The sequence below is a fragment of the Archangium primigenium genome (genome assembly GCF_016904885.1).
Lineage (GTDB): Bacteria > Myxococcota > Myxococcia > Myxococcales > Myxococcaceae > Cystobacter > Cystobacter primigenius.
Map to the genome: position 1 here is coordinate 269,543 of NZ_JADWYI010000001.1, position 20,021 is coordinate 289,563.

The window sequence follows — 20,021 nt, forward strand, 5'->3', positions numbered from 1 at the left end:
AGACGCCGCGAAGCAGGCACACGGCCCGGCTCCGCGCGAGCCCCGGCCTCACAGGCACTGGGCGTTGTTGAAGAAGTCCGGGTAGCACTCCGCGCCGAACATCCGGACCTTCCACAGCATGTATTTGTTCGCGTTACTCGGATGGGCCTTGACCCGAACCTCGAAGCGCACATTTTGATAGGGCGCGATGGTCGCCTCGATTTCATGCATCTGACGTATGTTGGTGATGTGGATGACGGAGGAAGTGGCCACATCGCGCCAGTCCGTCGGCGTCTGCACCTGGAGCGCGACAACGACCTGCCCCTGAGCTGGATCGGGAAGATCCGGCTGATTGGGGATGATCATCTCGACGGACCCCCGGACCAGACCCGGGTCCACATTCTCGTAGTAGCCCATCACCTGGGCGATGGGGACGTAGCTCGTGCCCGGGTCCACGATGGTCACGATGCGCCCGTGATAGAAGTCGTGGGCATCGTACCAACTGTCTTTGATCGCATTGAACACGACGTTGCCACCGCCCCAGTTCATATCGGCCCGGTAGTCGCCTGAGATCGGCCAGATGTGCCCATCTCCGTAGCCGACTGGCATGAGCATCCAGCCCGGCGGCAACATGTCCATCCGAAGCAGGGGAAGGTTGATCTCGTATCCATGGAGGATGGGAACGCTCGGCGGATCCGGACTCTCGGGAGGCTCACACCACGGGCACTGCATCGGCGCGTACTCGGCGTCGCGCACGTCCGTGGAGGATTCGGCGTCCCCTGACAAGGACTGCGCGGAGGCTGGCAGCCCCCCCAGCATGCAAAGCAGGAACAACGGACGGAGGAGGAGGTTCAGGGTCTTGTGCATGGCGTTGCGCTCGTTTTGAAGTGGCGTGAACGAACAGGATTCAAGGAAGGGGAATCCAGGCGGAGAGCTGCTGCCTGGCCAAGAGCAGGTGGTCCTGGGCCTCCTTGACCAGCGCCGAGGCCACCAGCAGCTGGGCCTGGTACTGGGCGAGGACTTCCGGCGTGGTCCGCAGGGACAGCTTCGCGATGATGTCTCTTGCGGTGCCGCCGCCGGGCGACGCGCCGATGTACTCCTCCAACGTCATGGGCGTTCCGTCCGGACGCAGGTAGTTGGAGTTGTCTCCGAGCACGCCCAGAGCGAAGTACAGGTTGGCGAGGCCAATCTTCTCCGTGTCGTTCAGCGCTCCCGAACAGTCCTGGATGGTGGGATCGCACTCACACGGCAGCGTCGCCTTGAAGACGGTGTCGCCGGACTCCTTCGCCTGCTCGCGCAGGAAGAGCATCATCTCGTTGTTCAGCTCGGTGAGCAGGCTGTTGCTCAGCGTGCGCATGAAGCTGAAGGCGGAGCTGTACTCGACGAGGTTGGAGAGGGCATCGCGGTGGGCCACCTTCGTGGCCAGGTCCGCCTGGAGCCTGCTCAGGATGGCGCTCGCCTGCGCGGCGGAGTCCACGTCGACCTGGTTCCACTGGATGTTCAGCGAGATGCGGCAGGAGTCGGCGAAGGACGCATAGGGCGTCCAAGAGGAGGAGTCCTTGAGCTCGATCCGCGTCAGGAGCCGCTGGTTGGCGCCTCGGACGACGGTCTGGGCCTCGGAGATGTAGATGTAGCGTGTGCTGGAGTTCCCCTCGGGCGTCAGGGTCACTTCCAGGGGATAGCGCGTGGAGCAATTCCCAGACACCACCCGCTGGAAGACCGTGCGCAGGGGCACCGCGGTCTTGAAATCAGTCCCCTCAAGCAGCCGGGTCGCGACGGTGCAGTGGGCGAGGCGCCCCCCACCCGGGACACAGGTGGCCGGAGAGATGAGATCCACGGAGACGGTCTCCGCCAGGGAGGAACCACTCCAGAGCGACGCGACGAGCAAGGAGCCAAGCAGTCTGTGTTTGATCATGATGGAGGACGGATGGGTTTCGAGAAGCCAGCCAGACGGAGGATGCACGGGTGCCCCGGGCGCAAGCGCCCGCCAACGTCCGCCAGACCTCCGGCGGGCATTGTGATGACCAGGATGAAGTTGGATTCCCCCTAAGGGACACCCGCGCGACGAGACGTCCGCGAAGTGGATGGCCTTGTACAGGCCCCCCCACCCCGCGGCTTCCATTTAAGCGCCAAAGACTTATCTCTCATGGCGTGAGAGCAACGCCATGTCTGGCTTTCACTTTCTTGGAAACGAGACGCGCGGGGAGAGCCAGAGGCGTCCTCACTCGATGGCATCCCCGGGCGTCCGAGCGCCTCACAGCTTGTAGAGACCCACGCCCACCCAGGGCAGCGGGAAGGGGTGGCCCCCGCCACCGGACTCCGTGGTCGGCAGAATGGTCCAGAGCGCCGCCAGGTCCAGCCGCACGCGCAGCCGGTCCGCCGCCAGCGGGCCCCGGGGCTCCGAGCCGCCCAGGAGCCAGCGCACGCCCGTGGTGAGCACGGACTGCTCGAAGGGCGCGCGGGGGAGGAACTCGGCCGCCAGCTCGCTGTGGGGCCCGAGCACGTACTGGGCCCCGATGAAGCCCTGCACGGAGGTGGGCAGACGCTCCAGCGGCGTGCCCGCGACCACGCCCCCGTTCACGTCGTCCACGCTGCCCGCGCCGCCCGCGACCACCGCCGCTCCCTGGGGAATGAGGTGGTGGTTGTCCAGCACGTACGCGCCCGCGGTGAGCTGGAAGTCCCCGAAGTGCTTGGCCGCCGTGAGGGTGAAGAGGTTGAACTGGAGGTTGGCGCCCCCCGCCCCCGCCGCTCCGCCCGCCGCGACCCCATTGCCCAGCAGCACCACGCCGCCGCCGCCAATCGCTCCCGCGAAGACGTTGAGGAAGTCATAGGAGAGCGCCAGGCCCGGCACGTAGCGCGACTCCTCCAGCACCTTCACCTTGAGGCCCAGGTCGAACGTGCCCAGCACGCCCAGCCCCGCCGCGCCCGCGCCGCCCACCGCGTGGATCGCGAAGAGTGGCACGCCGCCCGCCGCCGGAATGGGCAGCGCCCCGCCCCACATGTCCAACTGCACGCGCCGGCTCAGGCCCACGCCCAGGCGGAAGAGCAAGAGCTCGTCGTTGCTCAGCACCACCTCGCCGGGCTCCAGCGTGAGCGCCGTGGGCGTGAGGAACAGCCGCTCGTCGGCCGCCCGCCGGTTGACGAACTCGTCGCGCCGCCGCGCCATCCGCTGGCCCAGCGCCTCGCCCGCCTCGCGTCCCGCGCGCGCCGCCAGCGCCTCCGGCGTCCCCGCCGACTCCCACCGCACGAGCCCCAGCGCCTTGCCGTCCTCGGGCGCCAGCAGCACGCCCTCCAGCGCCAGCCGCCCGCTCGACTTCTCGAACGCGGTGAGCCCGAACGCCGTGCGCGCCTGGACGGCCACCCGATCGGCGTCGGTGGTGGGCGCGGCCTCGGGCGCGAGCGCCTCCAGCACCCGCAGTTCCACGCGCAGCGGCGCGCCCTGGGCCTCCACCGGCCGCCGGGCCCGCGCCTCCACCCCGCCCTGGAAGGCGCGCTGGAGCGGCTCGGCGAGCGCCGGGGGGACGTCGCCCGTCACCTGGACGTCCACGCCCCGCGCGTCGTCATAGGGCCCCAGCGCGTCCACCTTCACCTGGCGCACGGAGCCCAGGGCACAGCCCGTGAGCGGCAAGGCGAGTCCCACCGCGAGCCACCGCCGCTTCGTCTTCCGAGTCGTCACTGCCAGGCCCCCTTCCGCGCACCGGCGGAGAAAAAGGGCCGCATCCTGCTTCAAGGCGCCGCCTCAAGGCGAGAGGCGCACGACGCGCCCCACCTCCAGCGCGGCCCACACCGCCCCGTCCGGCCCGAGGCACAGGCCATGAGGCTCCGAGGCGGGCGTCGGCAGGGCATGCGTGTGGACCCGTCCCGATGGGGAAATATGCCCCAGGCGGCCCGTCCCCCACTCCGTGAACCAGCACCCCCCCGAGGGCGCCGCGACGATGGCGTGGGGCCGCGCGGCCCGGTCCGGCAGGGGGAACTCGTGAATCCGCCCCTCGAGGGTGATGCGGCCGACCTGGCCCGCGCCAATCTCCACGAACCACAGGGCGCCGTCCGCGCCCGCCGTGAGCCCCACGGGCGCCGCGTTCGGCGTGGGCAGGGGATAGAGGGTGAAGGCCCCCGCCACGCTCAGCCGGCCGATGGCGTTCGCCTGGTTCAGGGTGAACCACAAGGCACCATCCGCTCCCGGGGCGATCATCGAGGCGAAGGCGCCCGTCGTGGGCAGCGGGAACTCGGTGAGGTCGCCCGCCGGGGTGATGCGGCCGATGCGGTCCGCGTTCATCTCCGTGAACCACAGGGCGCCATCCGGACCCGGTGTGATGCCGAAGGGCCCGGCGCCCGGCGTGGGCACGGGGAAGAAGGCGCGCTGGCCGTCCGGCGTGAGCCGCCCAATGCGATGGCCCCGGGACTCGGTGAACCAGAGCGCGCCGTCCGGACCGGGGGTGATGAGCGCGGGCCCGCCCTGGGGCGCCCCGAGGTCATGGCGCGTCACCTGGCCGTCCACGGTCAGCCGCACCACCGCGCCCGCGTGGACCAGGGTGAGCCACAAGGCCCCCTCCGGACCGGAGGTGATGCCATACGGGCCCTCGCCGGGAGCGGCCACCGGGAACTCGCGCAACGACGGGACGGGAGGCGTCATGCCCCCGGACGTTAGGGCCGGGAAATCCACGGGGCCCTCTCAATTTCCTGAGGGGACGGGCCGCCCGCCCGGCCGTGTCCGGAAGGCGATGCCCAGGCGGACGGCGCTGGTCCGGCGCTTGCTCGGGGCTCCCCGCACCTCGAAGGACGACAGGACGGCGACATGCGGATGCGAAGCTGGCTGGTGATGGGACTGATGGCGTGGAGCGTGGCGGGCTGCGGCGACACGGAGGACACGACGAAGACGGGACGGCTCCAGTTGAGGACGGGCAAGAACGTGGCGGAGGCGCCCGCGTGCACCCTGGAGGGCCCCGCGTGCGCCGCGGGCACCCAGTGCATGTCCTTCATGCTGGACGGCAAGCGCGAGCAGCGCTGTCTGGGCACGGAGGTGTGCACCGACTGGCTGCGCTGCTCGGGCGGCACCCAGTGCGTCATCCTGGAGTCCTACCCCGCCCAGGTGGCGTGCTCGGGCACCTGCACGGGCTCGGACTGTGACACGGCCGTGTCCAGCCCCGCGACGCCCTGAGACCCGAGGGGCCGCTCAGCCCTTCATGGCCTGCCGGGCGAGCGACGCCACCAGCGCGCCCATGCCCGCGGGCGTGAGCGACTGGCGCGCGGCGCCCAGGGCCCGGGCCGCGCCCGGCATGCCATCCACCACGCAGGTGGAGCCCTCCTGCGCCACGGTGAGGGCGCCCGCCTGGCGCATGGCGAGCAGACCCTGGGCGCCATCCACGCCCATGCCCGTGAGCAACAGGCCCACCGCGCGCGGCCCGTAGAAGCTCGCCACGCTCTCGAAGAGCACGTTCACCGAGGGCACCGCCACGCCCTTGGCGGGCTGGGTGCGCAAGCGGCCCCCCCGCACGAGCAGGTCGCGATCCGCCGGGGACACGTACACGCTCCCCGCATCCAGCCAGTCCCCGGCCCGCGCCACCACCACCGAGTGCCCCGTGCCACACAGCCACTGGGCGAAGCCCGGCTCGAAGCCGTGCACGATGTGCTGCGCCACCACCACCGGAAAGGGCGCGGGCGCGGGCAGCGCGCGCAAGAGCTCGTACACCAGCGGCGGCGCGCCCGTGGAGCCCCCGATGGCCAGCAGCGAGCACGGCGGGGACTCGGCGGGCGCGGGCACGGGCGTGGCGGGCGTGGCCAGCGGGGTGACCGAGGGCAGGGCGGTCAGCGAGGGGGTGCGGATGGACGTGCGCCGCCGACTGGTGACCCGCGCGTGGGCCATGGTGCGCACCGTGCGCAGCAGCCGCTCGCGGAACTCGCGCACCGCCTCCACGCCCCCGGCCGTGGGCTTGGCCAGCACGTCCACCGCGCCCGCGCTCAACGACTCGAAGGTCCGGTCCCGGCCGCGCGTGCCCAGCTGGCCGCTGAGCACGACGATGGGACAGGGCGCGGTGGCCATGATGGCGGCGATGGCCTCCTCGCCCCCCATGCCGCCGGGGAGCACCAGGTCCATCAGCACGAGGTGAGGCTTCCAGCGCTGCACGGCGAGCACCGCGTCGTGGCCGTTGTCCACGGGCGGCAGCAGCTCGATGTCCGGCTCCTTGCGCAATATCTGTTCGAGAAACGCGACGACGGAGCGCGAGTCCTCAACCAACAGCAGCTTCAACGAGGTGCTCTCCCGTGTTCGTCAGTTGGCGCACCAACCCCAGGAAGGTGGCCTGCTCGAATTCACCTTTTACCACGTAAGCATCCACGCCCGCGTCCAGGGCCCGCCGCCGCGCCTCCACGCCAGACTGGGAGGTTATCAGGATGACGGGCGTCCGGGGCCGCTCCGAGCGCCGCACGAAGCGGCACAGCTCGGCGCCGTCCATGCGGGGCATGTCCAGGTCCGTCACCACCAGGGCGAAGGACTGGCGGGCCCAGAGCTCCGTGGCGGCGAAGCCGTCATGCGCCAGGACGACGGGGTAGCCCGCGGCCCGGAGCACGTTGCGCAGGAGCGTGCGCAGGGTGGGTGAATCGTCCACCACCAGCACCGTGGCGGGCGCGGCCGGCGCCCGGCGGGCGAGGGACGTCGAGGCGCTGCCCCACCCCACCCCCTCCCGCGCCCGGGCGAACAGGGCGGCCACCTGGAGCACTGGCAGCACCGCGCCATCCGGCTGCAGGGCCCCCCCGAGCACCAGGGGCGCCCCGGCGAAGGCGGGCCCCAGGGGCTTGATGACCAGGCGCTCCTCGCCCGGCACGTCGTCCACGAGCACCACCAGCCGCTGGCCGTCGTGCCGCAGCACCACGCCCGTGCGCCGGGTGCCCCCCGCGTCCGCCTCGCGGGTGCCGAGCAGCGACGCCAGGGCCACGAGCGACACCGGCTCGCCCTCCAGACGCACCGTGGCATGCCCCTCCAGGTGCGTCACGTCCTGGGGGCCCACCCGCACCACGCGCTCGACGTGGTGCAGCAAGATTCCAAAGCCATCCTCCCCCACCCGCACCACCAGCCCCCGGTGCGAGGAGGTGGAGACGGGCACCTCGACGAGGAACGCCGTGCCGCGCCCCGGCGTGTGCTCGAGCCGCAGCCGACCTTCCAGCTCGCGCAGGCAGGCGGCCACCACGTCCAGCCCCACCCCCCGGCCGGCCCAGGCATCCGCCGCCTCGCGGGTGGAGAAGCCCGGCCGGGTGAGCAGGCCGAGCAGCGTCTCGGGGGAGGTGTCCTGGAGGTCCACCCGCACGCCGGCCTCCCGGGCCCGCGCGAGCACCCGCGCCACGTCCACCCCCGCCCCGTCGTCCGCCACGCGCAGGAAGGCGCGCGCCCCCTCGCACCGCGCCTCCAGGGTGAGGGTGCCCGCCTCCGGCTTGCCCGCCGCCCGGCGCTGCTCGGGCACTTCCACCCCGTGCACCACGGCGTTGCGCACCAGGTGCAGCAGCACGTCCCCCAGCCGCATGAGCACCACCCGGTCCACCTCGGCCCCGGCCGCGCGCACCTCCAGGCGCACCTCCTTGCCGCACGCGCGCGCCGTCTCGCGCGCCACCCGGGCATACTCCTCCAGGAAGGGCTGCAGGGGCATGAGCCGCAGCTCGCGCAGGCCCGCCTCCAGCTCCCCGTCCACCCCCACCCCGTGCGCCAGCAGGCCGGGCGCCTCGCGCGCCACCGCCGAGAGCAACTGCCAGGCGCCCGCCATGGCCGGGCCCAGGGCATCGCGCGCCGACTTCACGCTGGCCCACTGCGCCCGGGGCAACGTGCGCTTGCAGGGCTCCAGCCGCGCGCCCAGCTCCCGCCAGCGGTCCATGGCCTCGCCCAGCCGCGCGCGCGTCTCCAGGAGCCGCCGCGTCAGGCCCTCCTGGCGCAGCCGCGTGAGCACCAGCTCCCCCACCAGCGCGTCCAGGGCCTCCACCCGCGCGGGGGACACCCGCAGCAGCTCCCCCTCGGGCAGCGTCGGCGCGGGCAGCCCCACGGGCTCCGTGTCCGCCCCCGGATCCGCCTCCACCGCGAGCGTGCCCAGCGCCTCGTAGACCTGTTCGAGCCCGCCGAAGAGCCCGTCCAGGCCCTCGCCCTCCAGCGCGAGCCGCCCGTCCTGCACGCCCCGCACGTGCTCCTCGAGCGCGTGGGTGCGCGCCACCACCGGCTCGCGCCGGGCCGCCGCCGCCGCGCCCTTCAGGGTGTGCAGGCCGCGCAGCATGTCCTGGCAGCGCGCGCCGCGCTCCGTCAGGTCCCCCCCCACCAGGCCGTGCAGCGCGCGCTCCACCTGGCGCAACAGGTCCTTCGCCTCGGTGGCGAAGGCCCTCTGGATGGCCAGCTCCAACTCCTCGCTCGTGGGGGTCATGGCGGACCAGACGCTCACGTCAGCCGGTATTCGGGGGCCTTGGGCTGTTTGGGCCGCGAGAACGTGTCCACCAGCTGGTTGACGCTCTGGGTCAGGTCGTTGAGCTGGTGCGCGGACGTCTCCGTCTGGCCCAGGCTCGTGAGCGTGCTGTTCATGGCGTCGCGGATGTCCACCATGGCGTCGGCCACCTGCTGCACCCCGGCCGTCTGCTGGCGCGCGGCGCTGGCGATGAGCCGCGCGGCGGACGAGGACTCCTCGATGCTGCCGCCGAGCTGCTGGATGCTCTGCCCCGCGCGGTTGGCCAGCTCCACCCCGGCCTCCACCTTGCGCGTGCCCGCCTCGGTGGCCACCACCGCCGAGTTCGTGGCCGATTGGATGCTGCCGAGCAGCTTGCGCACCTGGCTCGTGGCCTGTTTGGACTGATCCGCCAGGCTGCGGATCTCCGTGGCCACCACCGCGAAGCCCCGCCCGTGCTCGCCCGCGCGCGCCGCCTCGATGGCCGCGTTGAGCGCCAGGAGCTTGGACTGCTCGGCGATCTCGTTCACCGAGGCGATGATCTCCCCGATCTGCTGCGTCTGCTCGCTCAAGGAGAGGATCTTGTCCGCGATGGCCTCCACCTGCTCGCGGATCTCCCGCATGCCCTGGATGCAGGCCTCCACCGCCTGGCCCCCCAGGCGCGAGGACTCGATGGAGCGCTCGGACACGGTGATGACGCCCTCGGCCTTCTCCAGGGCCTGCATGGAGGTGAGGCGCAATTCGGACAGGGTGCTCGTCACCTCGGCGATGGCGCTCGCCTGCTGCTGGGCGGCGCCCGTCTGGCGCGACGTGGCGTCCAGGATGTCCCCCGAGGAGGACGCCAGGCTCGCGGACATGCTCTCCAGGGCGCTGGCGAAGCGGTTGACCTGCGACGCCTCCCGGTCGCGCATGGCCTCGATGTACGTGTCGATGGCCAGCGACATGTCCAGGCAGATGACCTTCACCAGGGACTGGAGCGTGGCGGACAGGGCGCCGGACGGCCCGGGGGCAGCGGACGCCGCCGCCTGGGGCTCGGCCCCGCCGCGCTCGAGCACCAGCGGGATGAGCGAGCAGAGGTACTGGCTGTAGGCGCCCACGTACCACAGGGGCCCCAGGCCGATGCGCTCGTGGGCGCGGCCCACCCGCAGGCGGTTCTCCACGTAGGCCGGGTCATACGCCCCCCCGAACAGCTCCAGGAAGTACTGGGACTGGGCGCGCTTGAGCGCCTCGATGTGCTGGGGGCTCTGGAAGTGCGAGCGCATCTCCCCGTGCGCCATGAGGTGCTCGTAGAAGCGCTCCACGACGGCGCCGTTGCTCGCCTCGGCCATGGGGCGGAAGTCGGCCAGGCGCCGCGCGTCCGCGTCGGAGAAGTCCAGCACGCGCTTGCGCCGCTCGAGCTCCTCGGCGGCGGAGCCCAGACGACCATCGACATGCGAGGGGGAGGGAGCCATGGGTCACATCCGTTTCAGAAGGCCCGGAAGAAGGCGGGCAGGGAGAAGAGCCGCTCGGGCTCGAGCAGCAGGCGCTGGCCACCGAGCACCCCGCGGAAGCACTCGCCGCGCGCGCCCAGCGTGAGGGGCACCGGGTGGCAGTCCGCCACGCGCAACCGCTCGATGCCGGCCAGGGAGTCGGCCAGGAGGCCCAGGCGCGCCCCCGCGTGCTCCACCACCAGCACCCACTCGGCCCGCGCCCCGGGCGTCCCCTCCGGCGTCATCCACGCGGCCAGGTCGTGCGCGCTCAAGGGCTCGCCCCGGAACTGGAAGACGCCGGCCACCACGGGCGAGGCCCCGGGCACGCGCGCCAGGTGCCTGAGCGGCCGCGCCTCGCGCAGCGACACGAGCGGCAGGGCGTACTGGCCCGCGCCCCGCGCGAACGCCACGTACTCGGCCACCGCCTCGAGCCCCGGCGTGCCCGGGCGCGCGTAGCGGGCGGCGCGCCGCTCGAGCAGGGCCGCGTCCGCGAGCGCGTCCGGCGCCTCGTGCGCCACCGCGTCCGGAACCGGGTCGGTCTCAGGCGCCATGCGCCGCCACCTCGTCGGGCTCCAGGAGGGTGAAGAGCGCGCCGTCCACCAGCGCCACGTGGCACATCCGGCCCCCGCCCACCGGCCGCGCCGAGAGCTCCGCGTCGGACAGGAAGAGCACGTCGCGCGCCTCGTCCACGATCAGCCCCACGCGCCCGCCCGCGCGCTCGCGCAGCACGAGGATGAGCCGCGTGGACGCGAGGGGCGCCTCACCCCCGTTGCCCTCGAACACCGGCACCAGCTCGCCGCGCAGGTTGAGCAGGCCGCGGCACCCGCCGCCCTGCCCCGCCACGCGGGTCAGCGCCATCATCGGGACGACCTCCTGCAAGTCCTCCACCCGCACCAGCCACCGCTGGCCGCCGGTGTGCACGCGCACGAGCGGTCGGCTCATCCCATGGGCCTCGCCGTGCGGCGCAGGGCGCTGTTGATGATGCAGCGCGCGGCATCCGCGGACGCCCCCTTGGGAATGATGCCCACCGCGCCCACCTTCTGCGCCGCGGCCTCCATGGCGTCCCAGGGCTTGTACGAGTGGATGATGAGGGAGAGCTTCTGCTGGTAGAAGCGCCGCATGTGCGCGGCCCACTCCACCCCCGGCAGGGCCGGCATCTCCAGGTCCAACAGCACCAGGTCCGGCCGCGAGCTGCCCAGGTAGCCCGGCAGCTCGGCCACGTCGTGCACCGTCTCCACGAGGTGCCCATCGCTCAGCAGCAAGCGGGACATGGACAGCGCGACCGTGGGGCTGTCATCGATGACGAGGATGCGGGCCATGGTTTTCCCTGGAGTCGACAGCGGGGGGGCCTTCCAGACAGGAAAGAGCTGGAACTCCAAGAGACTTGTTAATGGACGGGGGCGCTGTCTGCTGACCCTCGCCCGGTTCGTATCGTCCACTGCTCAGTGCAGGTCAATGAGGCCCCGGGGTGATTCCGGCGTGCGGGGCTGAACTGTTGGGTGACGAAACTTCTCGGAAGGCGAGAAGACCGGGCGTGAACTTGCGCGCCGCGTCGGCCTTCCTGAACAATGCCCCTTTCTCATCTCATGGAGTCCAGCGGTATGGCTTCTCGCATGCTCCTCGTCCTCGGCGCGCTGCTGCTGCCCGGGGTGAGTGGTGCCCAGGGGGCGCGATCGCTGCCCGTCTTCGCGCTCGAGCGGTTGCGCTTCGACACCTCGGGGCTGGGCTCGCTGGTGGTGGGCACGGGCCGCTCGCTGGAGCCAGGGGTCGTGCGCGTCTCCATGCAGGGGCACTACGAGCACCTGCCGCTCAACTTCGCGCGCGACTGGGATCCGGGCGTCACCACCACGTCGCTCATCGAGAACAAGCTGTCGGGCCACCTCACCGCCGCCGTGGGCGTGACGCCGTGGCTGCAGGTGGGTGGCCAGTTCGCCTACATCATCGGCCAGCGGGGCCAGAACATCCTCGGGTTGAGCGCGCCGGACGGTGGGGGCCTGGAGGCGGCCTGGGTGTCGGCGCGGGTGGCCCCCTGGCGCATGCGGGGCGGCTTTCCGCTCAACGTGGCCGCGGAGTTCGCCGCGGCGCTGCCCGTGGGCCAGGCGCGGCTGCTCGCCCACGACGCCTACGCGCTGCTGCCCCGGGTGCAGCTGGGCTACACGGGCGGCGACTTCCAGGTGGGCGGCGAGCTGGGCCTGCTCCTGCGCCCGCGCCATGACCTGGGCGCCTTCTCCGGCCGCGCCCACGACGTGCTGGGCAACGAGCTGCGCCTGGGGGCCACCGTCACCGCGCTCGGCCAGAACAAGACCGCCACCCGGCCCGAGGTGAGCACCCTGCTCAGCGTGCCCACCCAGGGCGGCCGCGTGGGCGTCGAGGTGCTCCTGGGGGTGCGCAAGCACGTCGCCTCCGCCGTGGACCTCTTCTTCCTGGGCGGCCCCGGCCTGGGCACCGCCGTGGACGTGCCCACCCTGCGGGTGCTCGCGGGCGCGTCCTTCAGCTCCGGCGCCGCCGACTAGGACCCCGAGCCACCAGGCAGCCATACCCCGCGCGTGGGCCGGGCATCCTCCCGGCGGGTGTCCTCGCGGAATATCCACGGGTTACAGTGTTCACGGGCCTGGACTCCCCGGCCTGTCCGCGCGCCTTCGCACGAGAATGAGGAAGAACACGTTGATGAGCCGTCACTCCCCGCGCCATTGGCTCTTCGTGAGTGCCCTCGCCGGTGGCCTCGCCCTGGGCTGCACGAGCGAAGAGGTCTTCCCCTCCGCCGACGAGCTGGAGCTGCTGCAGAGCCTGCACTCGCCCACGCGCACCCCGCCCGCGGATCCCACCAACCGCTACGAGGGTCGCCCCGAGGCGGCCGTCCTGGGCCTGCGGCTCTTCAAGGATCCGCTCCTGTCCGGCTGCGGCACCATCTCCTGCCAGAGCTGCCACGACGGCGAGGGCCGCACCGTGGACACGCCCGTGGCCCAGGGCTGCTTTGGCCACGTGACGGGCCGCAACCCGCCCACGGTCATCAACGCCGCCTACAGCACCTGGTACATGTGGGACGGCCGCGCGGATCGCCTGTGGAACCAGGCCCTGCTGCCGCTGCTCAGCCCCGTGGAGATGGCCAGCAGCCCCGCCATCCTGCGCGCGCGGCTGAGCGAGGCCTACACCGCCGAGTACGAGGGCCTGTTCGGCAAGACGCCCGAGGCGGAGACGGACGACGACCAGCTGCTCGCCAACTTCGGCAAGGTCATCGCCGCCTACGAGCGCACGCTGGTGCGCAACGACGCGCCCTTCGATCAGGACGTGCGGCGCTTCCTCGTCGCGGTGGACGCGGGCACCCAGGAGAAGGACCCGGCCTACCTCGGGCTCAAGACGTTCGTGAGAAAGGGCCAGTGCGCCGCGTGCCACAAGGGCCCCATGCTCAGCGACGAGCAGTTCCACAACATCGGCGTGCGCGACGACACCGAGGGCCGACGCGGCGTGGCCACCGGCGCGGACCCCATGCTCACGTGGGCCTTCAACTCGGCGGGGCCCTACAGCGACGCGCCCATCGGCGCCGAGTCCACGCGCCTACAGCGGCTGCGCAGCGACCTGACGAGCAAGGCCGGCGAGCTGGAGGGCGCCTACAAGACGCCCTCCCTGCGCAACGTGGCCCTCACGGCGCCCTACATGCACCTGGGCGAGCAGAAGACGCTCCTGGACGTCGTGGAGCTGTACAACAAGGGCGGCGAGCCCGCGGGCCAGTTCGCCGGTCAGGTCTCCGTGAGCATCAAGCCCCTGGAGCTCACCGACGAGGAGAAGCACGCCCTCGTCGCCCTGCTGGAGTCCATGACGGGCGCCGCGCCCTGAGTCAGTGCATGGGGGGCGTCGAGTGCGCGGGATCCGGCCCCGCGTGGATGCCGTCCCCGGGCGGCTCGGCGCGGGGCGAGAACGGCGGCAGCCGGGGCGCGTAGGCCCCGGTGATGAGCCGCACGTCGCGCCCCCGGGTGAGGAAGGAGAAGAACCAGTTGAGCAGCACCGCGAGCCGGTTGCGGAAGCCCACCAGGTAGACCACGTGCACGCCCGCCCACAGGGCCCACGCCGGGAAGCCGCTCAGCTCCACCTTGCCGAACATGTTGCCCACCGCGTAGCCGCGGCCAATCACCGCGAAGCTGCCCTTGTCCAGGTAGTGGAAGCGCGAGGGGGCCTTGCCCTCGAGCCGCCCGAGGATGTCCTTGGCCACGTGCCGCCCCATCTGCAGCGCCGCCGGGGCGATGCCGGGCACGGGCTTGCCGTCCTGCTGCACCGAGGCCACGTCGCCAATCACATACACGTCCGGCAGCCCCGGCACCGTGAGGCTCGGCTCCACCTTCACCCGGCCCGCCTTGTCCAGCGGCACCCCCAACGAGCGCATCAGCGGCGAGGCCGCCACCCCCGCGCCCCAGAGCACCGTGTGCGTGGCGATCCGCTCCTCGCCCACCGACACGCTCTCTTCGTCCATGCCGGACACCATGGCGCCGGTGCGCACCTCCACGCCCAGCTTCACCAGGTCCCGCCGCGCGTCCTCGGACAGCTTCTCCGAGTACGCCGAGAGCACCCGGGGCAGGCCCTCGAGGAGAATCACCCGCGCGGTGCGCGTGTCGATGCGGCTGAAGTCCTTGGGCACCGAGTAGCGCAGCATGTGCGAGAGCGCCCCGGCCAGCTCCACGCCCGTGGGTCCCGCGCCGATGATCACGAAGGTGAGCCACTCGGCCTTGCGCGCCGGGTCCGTCTCGCGCTCGGCCGCCTCCAGCGCCAGGAGGATGCGCTCGCGGATGCCCACCGCGTCGTTGATCGTCTTGAGGCCCGGGGCGATCTTCGACCACTCGGGGTGGTTGAAGTACGAGTGCGTGGCGCCCGTGGCCAGCACCAGCGTGTCGTAGGCGAGCTCGCCGCCGTCACACACCAGCACCTTGCGCGCCGTGTCCACCTCGCGCGCCTCGGCCAGGAGCACCTGCGTGTTCTTGCCGCGCAGGATGTTGCGGATGGGCGCGGAGATGTCCGCGGGGCTCAGCACCGCGGTGGCCACCTGGTAGAGCAGCGGCTGGAAGAGGTGGTGGTTGTAGCGGTCCACCACCGTCACCTTCACGCGCTTGTGCTCCTTGCCGAGCTTGCGCGCGGCCTCCAGGCCGCCGAAGCCCGCCCCCACCACCACCACGTGATGCACGTCGTCCCGGTTGCTTTCCATGCCGGGAAAAATGCGGACAGACGGTGTGTCTGACCAGTTGGCGCACCGAGTCACGTCCACGAGTGGACAGAGGCCCCGGTGCCCCGCCCGCTCCCCCTGTGCCCTCAGCGCACCAGATGGAAGGCCGTCTGACGGTCCAAGGCCCAACGCACCTGGCCCTGGGCGTCCATCACCACGTCTTCTTCCTGCGCCGAGCGCACCTTCTGGCCGTCCCACTCCGGCACCGGGCTCGTCACCTGCAACTCGATGGAGAACCACTGGGAGGGGATGACGCGGTGGTCCCCCCGGCCCGGCACGCCCTCCTGCCGGTCCCACAGGCCAATCATGGGCCCCGCGCCGTGGCCGTTGAGCCCGATGGGGTGCGAGTACACGGTGCCGTCCAGTCCCTCGGCGCTCATGCGCGCGCGCGAGGCGGCGAGCACCTCGTTGCCCGAGCGGCCCGCCCGCAGCTCCTCCACCACGATGTCCTGCAGCCGGTTGGAGCGCGCGAGCGCCTCGCGCAGCCCCGCGGGCGCCTCGGTCTCGCCCTCGCGCAGCACGTAGCCCATGTGCTGGGTGTCCGTGTTGAGCCCGAGCGCGGTGATGCCGAAGTCGCAGTGCAGCACGTCCCCGCGCTCGATGACGGGGTCCTCGCCCAGGTCCTTCTCCGTCTGCCCGCGCCGCTGCACCGACACCGAGGGGTGGAACCAGGTGCCCAGGCCCAGGTCATTGAGCCGCTGGCGCATCCACCACATCACGTCCGCGGTGCGCGTCTGGCCCGGGGTGATGACTTGATTCGAGAACGCCGTGCCGATGACCTCCCACACGAGCCGGGTGAGGTCCGTGTAGAAGCGCGCCTCGTCCGCGGTGCGCCAGGCGAGCAGGTCCAGCGCGAGTCCCTCGGCGGGCTTCATCCGCGCCACCCACGCGGGGCCCAGCACCTCGGCCATGCCCTCGTACTCGCCATGGGTGAGGCCGTCGGCGAACGCGGTGGTGCGCGACACGTCGATGGCGATGACCTTGGGCTTGCGCTCCTCGATGACCTCCTTGAGCACGTGCCACTGCTCCGTGCCCCACAGCTCCGCCTTGCGCGTGACGCCGCCCCCGTCCACCTGCCGCGTGGAGCGCCACGCCTCGAACACACCGCCCTGGGTGCCACCGCCGAGCGCGAGCCGCTCCACGCCCTTGTCCGGGCCCCGATCGTGGAACACGTAGATGGTGCGCCGCCGGGCGGCGAACGTCGTGGGCGCCACGAGCGCGGGGAAGACCGGGTCCTCGTTGTACTCGCGCATGGAGATGACCCACATGTCCACGCCGTACTGGCGCATGAGCGCGGGCAGGGCCGTGTCCATGCGCTCGCGCAGCCACGCCTGCTGGCGCACGGCCTGCTCGCGCAGGGTGCCGAAGGGCCGCGGGGCCTCGGGGGCCTTGGACACGGCGGGCGCGGAGGCCGTGGTGGCGCAGGCGGAGGACAGGAGCAAGAGGGGCGCGAGGAAGCGGAGCCGGGAGGTCTTCATGGGCGCGCAGCTTCGCATGGGCCCCGAGGCCCGATGAACGGGTCCGCCACCCATGGTTGAATCGTGGCAAGACGCCTCCCCAGGAGAGCCCCCCATGCCCCACACCGCGCCGACGCACGCCCCCGAGAGCATTCCCCTGTGGCCTGGGCGCGCGGCCCCGGAGCTGCGGCTGCATCGCCCCCGACGGCCGCGCTCCCGGCCCGCGCCCGCGCTGGTGGTCCTCCGGGGCGGCGGCTACGCCACCAACGCGGGCAGCGGCGGCGGCTCGGCCGAGTGGCTCGCCAAGAATGGCTTCGTGGGCATCGAGGTGGACTACCGCGTGCGCAACGCCCCCGAGGCCTTCCTCGCGCCCTACGCCGACGCCGCCCGCGCCGTGCGGCTCGCGCGCCACCACGCCGCGCGGTGGGAGCTCGATCCGACCCGCGTGGGTGTCCTCGGCTACTCGGCGGGGGGACACCTCGCGTCCCTCTTGAGCACCCAGCCCGCGCTCCATCTGGACCCGGCCGATGACCTCGCGGGCACCGTCTCCGCGCGCCCGGATCTCGTCGTGCTCGGCTATCCGGTCATCTCCTTCGTCGAGGGGTACCGGCCCGGAGGCCTCGCCGGCTCGGCGGAGAGCTTCTTCAGCCGGAGCGAGTTGCCCGAGGACCTGCGGCGGCGCTTCTCCAACGAACTGCACGTCACGCCGGAGCACCCGCCCGTGTTCCTCTGGACGATGCGGGGCGACACCCTGGTGTCCTGGTCGCAGTCCCAGCGCTTCGCCGAGGCGTGCACGGCGGCCGGCGTCCCCGTCACCTTCAAGCTCTTCGAGCAGGGCGCGCACGGCATGGGGCTCGCCCTGGGGGACCGCTCCGACGCGGGCGCGTGGACGGAGCAGCTGCTCGCGTGGCTCACCGCCCGGTGGCCTCAGTTCCCCACGGAGTAGCGGGCCCCGCGCCGGGACCTCACACCTCGAGCGTCACCGCGTAGAACGACAGCGTGCCGGCGGCCTTGCCCTTCGACTGGCTCGGCTCCAGGGGATCGACCGAATGGCTCGGCGTGAGGGCCTTGAGGTCACGCGTATACACCCCGGACGGACTCCGGGCCGTGCTCGCGTGGATGATGTAGCCCCCCTCCTGCACGGCGACGCTGTTCGCGTAGGTGTAGCTGAAGTCGGACAGCAGGAAGTGCAGGTGGACCCCACCGCCCGTGGCCGAGTGCTTCAGCTGGCCATCGTAGTGGTCCGCGCAGATCTCCAGGCCACAGCGGATGCGCGCGTCTTCCGTCAGCGGCACGGTGAAGACGCCCTCTTCATGGCCCGGGATGAACTTGATGGCCTTGCTCTGCTCCTTGTCCTTCTGCGTGAACTCGCCTGTCTTCCTGCCCCGATTGAGCTTGTACTCGGCCTGCTTGTAGTACTTCAGCAGCTGGGTCTTCTCGTAATAGGCATACGCGACGTTGCGGACGATGAAGACGTTCTCGCCGTGGGTCCAATCCGCGCGGAGCTTCATGAGCTTCTTCGTCACCTCGCTGACGCGGGCGTCCCCCACGAGCGTGTGCGTCTGAGGGCTGTACGACAGGTTCTTCTTCCCGGAGAAGTCGAGGCCGCGCTGGTGGTAGCGCTTCAGCTTGCTCTCGATCCCGTCCAGGCGATTGACCGGAACCTCTCCCGAGGTCTTCACGGCGGGCTTCTTCCAGATGACCGTCCCGGGGATGAACAGGAGCCCGTCACTGGCCTCCTTGAGCCCCGCGGCCTCCAGCTTGAACTGGTCGTGGCCGATGGCGGCCTCGTCGTCGGATTTGACGAGCACGCCCTCGGGCCCCACGAAGATCTTCAACACGGGAAGCGACCCGCCCGAGCCCGCGTCCAGCCACTGCTCCCGGGCGACCTTCAGGGCGGTCTTCACGGCCCCCAGGCGCGCGTCGAAGTCGCCCTCCAGCAGGTGCTTGGGGGCGGAGAGGGGAGCCTCGCCATGCCAGAGCGCGATCCGCAGTTGAACCTGAGCCATGCGTGCCTTCCTTCGTGGAGTCCATCGCGGGTGGGTGCTTCATTGGACCACGCCCCGGCTGGAGTACAGTCCCGGGAGCGACGGGCCCCTACGCCCCCGGGCCCCAGCCGCCCGACGCGTCGTCGAAGCGCTGCACCGCCAGCTGGCAGAGCCAGTGCTCCCGCGCCAGCTCGAGCAGGTGACTCCGGAAGCTCGCCGTCTGGTCGCCCTCGTCCTGCATCAACACGACGAGGTACTCCGCCATGTCCAACACCCGCGCGGACTCCTGGCTCGACTCCTGCTCGGCCAGGGATCTCGCGGCGATCAAGATGGAATGGAGCGCGGAGAGCGCGTTGCGCGACTTCTCGGGTGCGATCACGGGTCACCTCCTCAAGGCGTCCACGAGAACCTCCCAGAAGCGCGCCCCGCTCGTCCAGGACACCTCCACCGGCGGGGGCGCCTCCCACCGCCCGGGCACGTACGCCTCGCCCGGCGCCGCGCCGCCCCCCACCCACAGCGCGCCCTCCTCCCGCGCGAGCACCCACGCGTCCCGCCGCGCCTCGCGCAGGGGCGGCGCCTCGCGCCAGGTGTCCGTCTCGGGGTCATACGCCTCCACCGACGCCAGCGGCCCCCGCGCCGCGTGCGCGCCGCCCACCACCAGCACCCGCCCGTCCGGGAGCACCCACGTCGCATGCGCCTCGCGCGGCGTGCCGGGCGGGGCCACGAGCCGCCACGTCCCGGTCCGCGGCGCGTACACCTCCGCGGTGGCCGCCGCGCGCGCCATGCCCCCGCCCACCACCAGCACCCGCCCGTCCCCGAGCCGCGTCACCGAGTGCCCCGCGCGGTGCGTGCCCGCCGCGCCGCCCACCGGCCCCGCCTCGCGCCAGGTGCCGCTCGCGGGCGAATAGCGCTCCGCCTGGAGGCCGCTCACGAAGAGCACGTCGCCGTCCTCCAGCACCACGCCCGTGCCCGCGCCGCGCCGCGTGGCCCGCGGCGCGCCCGTGCGGGTCCACGTTCCCCGCGTGGGCTCGAACACCTCCGCCGAGCGCACCGGCAGCCGCCGCGCGTCGAGCCCGCCCACCACCAGCACCCGCCCGTCCGCGAGCACCACCGCCGCGGCGTCCACCCGCGCCTCGTGCATGGGCTCCACCCGGATCCACGTGCGGGTCCGGGGCACGTACACCTCCGCGCGCGTGATCGCCTCCGCGGCCGCCGTGGCGCCGCCCACCACCAGCACCCGCCCATCGCCCAGCCTCACCGCCGCCGCTTGGGTGCGCGCCGTGTGCCCGGGCCCCGAGGCGCGCCAGGTGCCGTGCGCGGGCGAGAACACCCCGCCCCCGCCCGCCGCCAGCACCCGCCCGTCGTCGAGCACCACATGCGGCCCCACGGCGAGGCCCACGGCCGGGGCCCCGCGCGGGGCGCGCGCGGACGCGGGGCACACTCCCGCCACGCAGCCCCATGCGACCACCACTCCCAGCAGGCGTCCCACCCAACCCCGAGCCATCCACCCT

19 protein-coding genes are annotated in these 20,021 nt (G+C 72.3%); 4 read left to right on the forward strand and 15 right to left on the reverse strand.

What is annotated here, in order from left to right; translation table 11 throughout:
- Positions 1–48: 48 nt before the first annotated feature.
- The 4 genes from I3V78_RS01155 to I3V78_RS01170 form a co-directional block, all read right to left on the reverse strand.
- Positions 49–846 carry a hypothetical protein gene (locus I3V78_RS01155; protein ID WP_204484472.1) on the reverse strand — a complete coding sequence of 266 codons (798 nt, stop codon included), beginning with the start codon at positions 844–846 and terminating at the stop codon, positions 49–51.
- 40 nt (positions 847–886) lie between these two features.
- On the reverse strand, positions 887–1,894 hold the full coding sequence (locus tag I3V78_RS01160) for a hypothetical protein (RefSeq protein ID WP_204484473.1): 1,008 nt from the start codon (positions 1,892–1,894) through the stop codon (positions 887–889).
- 339 nt (positions 1,895–2,233) lie between these two features.
- Positions 2,234–3,655: a hypothetical protein gene (locus I3V78_RS01165; RefSeq protein ID WP_204484474.1), complete on the reverse strand. Its 1,422-nt coding sequence runs from the start codon at positions 3,653–3,655 to the stop codon at positions 2,234–2,236.
- Between the two features lie 63 nt (positions 3,656–3,718).
- Entirely contained in the window at positions 3,719–4,612 is an 894-nt protein-coding gene (locus I3V78_RS01170) for a Vgb family protein (RefSeq protein ID WP_204484475.1), read from the reverse strand.
- A 162-nt stretch (positions 4,613–4,774) separates the two neighbouring features.
- Here I3V78_RS01170 and I3V78_RS01175 point away from each other — a divergent pair, with 162 nt between their 5' ends.
- Positions 4,775–5,137 carry a hypothetical protein gene (locus I3V78_RS01175; protein WP_204484476.1) on the forward strand — a complete coding sequence of 121 codons (363 nt, stop codon included), beginning with the start codon at positions 4,775–4,777 and terminating at the stop codon, positions 5,135–5,137.
- Positions 5,138–5,152: 15 nt separating this feature from the next.
- Here the strand turns inward: I3V78_RS01175 and I3V78_RS01180 are convergent, their stop codons facing one another.
- The 6 genes from I3V78_RS01180 to I3V78_RS01205 are packed head-to-tail and all read right to left on the reverse strand — an operon-like array spanning position 5,153 to position 11,175.
- Positions 5,153–6,226: a chemotaxis protein CheB gene (locus I3V78_RS01180; protein ID WP_204484477.1), complete on the reverse strand. Its 1,074-nt coding sequence runs from the start codon at positions 6,224–6,226 to the stop codon at positions 5,153–5,155.
- On the reverse strand, positions 6,207–8,390 hold the full coding sequence (locus I3V78_RS01185; RefSeq protein WP_204484478.1) for a response regulator: 2,184 nt from the start codon (positions 8,388–8,390) through the stop codon (positions 6,207–6,209). The genes I3V78_RS01180 and I3V78_RS01185 overlap by 20 nt, the downstream gene beginning before the upstream one ends.
- Entirely contained in the window at positions 8,387–9,838 is a 1,452-nt protein-coding gene (locus I3V78_RS01190) for a globin-coupled sensor protein (protein WP_204484479.1), read from the reverse strand. Before I3V78_RS01190 ends, I3V78_RS01185 begins: the two co-directional genes overlap by 4 nt.
- A 14-nt stretch (positions 9,839–9,852) precedes the next feature.
- Positions 9,853–10,407: a chemotaxis protein CheW gene (locus I3V78_RS01195; protein ID WP_204484480.1), complete on the reverse strand. Its 555-nt coding sequence runs from the start codon at positions 10,405–10,407 to the stop codon at positions 9,853–9,855.
- Positions 10,397–10,798 carry a chemotaxis protein CheW gene (locus I3V78_RS01200; RefSeq protein ID WP_204484481.1) on the reverse strand — a complete coding sequence of 134 codons (402 nt, stop codon included), beginning with the start codon at positions 10,796–10,798 and terminating at the stop codon, positions 10,397–10,399. The genes I3V78_RS01195 and I3V78_RS01200 overlap by 11 nt, the downstream gene beginning before the upstream one ends.
- Positions 10,795–11,175 (reverse strand): response regulator, encoded by a 381-nt coding sequence (locus I3V78_RS01205; protein ID WP_204484482.1) that lies wholly within the window; start codon positions 11,173–11,175, stop codon positions 10,795–10,797. Before I3V78_RS01205 ends, I3V78_RS01200 begins: the two co-directional genes overlap by 4 nt.
- 282 nt (positions 11,176–11,457) lie before the next feature.
- Between I3V78_RS01205 and I3V78_RS01210 the strand changes: the two genes are divergently transcribed.
- Positions 11,458–12,369, forward strand: a complete 912-nt coding sequence (locus I3V78_RS01210; RefSeq protein WP_204484483.1) for a flagellar motor protein MotB — start codon at positions 11,458–11,460, stop codon at positions 12,367–12,369.
- 154 nt (positions 12,370–12,523) lie between these two features.
- Positions 12,524–13,690, forward strand: coding sequence for a cytochrome-c peroxidase (locus tag I3V78_RS01215; protein WP_204484484.1), 1,167 nt, complete (start codon positions 12,524–12,526; stop codon positions 13,688–13,690).
- Position 13,691: 1 nt separating this feature from the next.
- On the opposite strand, the gene I3V78_RS01220 is transcribed toward I3V78_RS01215, so the two are convergent.
- Entirely contained in the window at positions 13,692–15,047 is a 1,356-nt protein-coding gene (locus I3V78_RS01220) for an NAD(P)/FAD-dependent oxidoreductase (RefSeq protein WP_204484485.1), read from the reverse strand.
- Between the two features lie 104 nt (positions 15,048–15,151).
- The gene (locus I3V78_RS01225) at positions 15,152–16,543 is read right to left on the reverse strand and encodes a M24 family metallopeptidase (protein WP_204484486.1); all 1,392 of its coding nucleotides are present in this window, start codon (positions 16,541–16,543) and stop codon (positions 15,152–15,154) included.
- 94 nt (positions 16,544–16,637) lie between these two features.
- Between I3V78_RS01225 and I3V78_RS01230 the strand changes: the two genes are divergently transcribed.
- Entirely contained in the window at positions 16,638–17,468 is an 831-nt protein-coding gene (locus tag I3V78_RS01230; RefSeq protein ID WP_204484487.1) for an alpha/beta hydrolase, read from the forward strand.
- A 19-nt stretch (positions 17,469–17,487) separates the two neighbouring features.
- Here the strand turns inward: I3V78_RS01230 and I3V78_RS01235 are convergent, their stop codons facing one another.
- The 3 genes from I3V78_RS01235 to I3V78_RS01245 all read right to left on the reverse strand — a co-directional run bounded on the left by I3V78_RS01235 (position 17,488) and on the right by I3V78_RS01245 (position 20,014).
- Entirely contained in the window at positions 17,488–18,531 is a 1,044-nt protein-coding gene (locus I3V78_RS01235; protein ID WP_204484488.1) for a hypothetical protein, read from the reverse strand.
- Positions 18,532–18,619: 88 nt separating this feature from the next.
- A complete protein-coding gene (locus I3V78_RS01240; RefSeq protein ID WP_204484489.1) occupies positions 18,620–18,889 on the reverse strand; it encodes a hypothetical protein in 270 nt (89 codons plus the stop codon).
- A 3-nt stretch (positions 18,890–18,892) separates the two neighbouring features.
- Complete coding sequence (locus I3V78_RS01245) at positions 18,893–20,014, reverse strand: Kelch repeat-containing protein (RefSeq protein WP_204484490.1); 1,122 nt, start codon at positions 20,012–20,014, stop codon at positions 18,893–18,895.
- Positions 20,015–20,021: the final 7 nt, after the last annotated feature.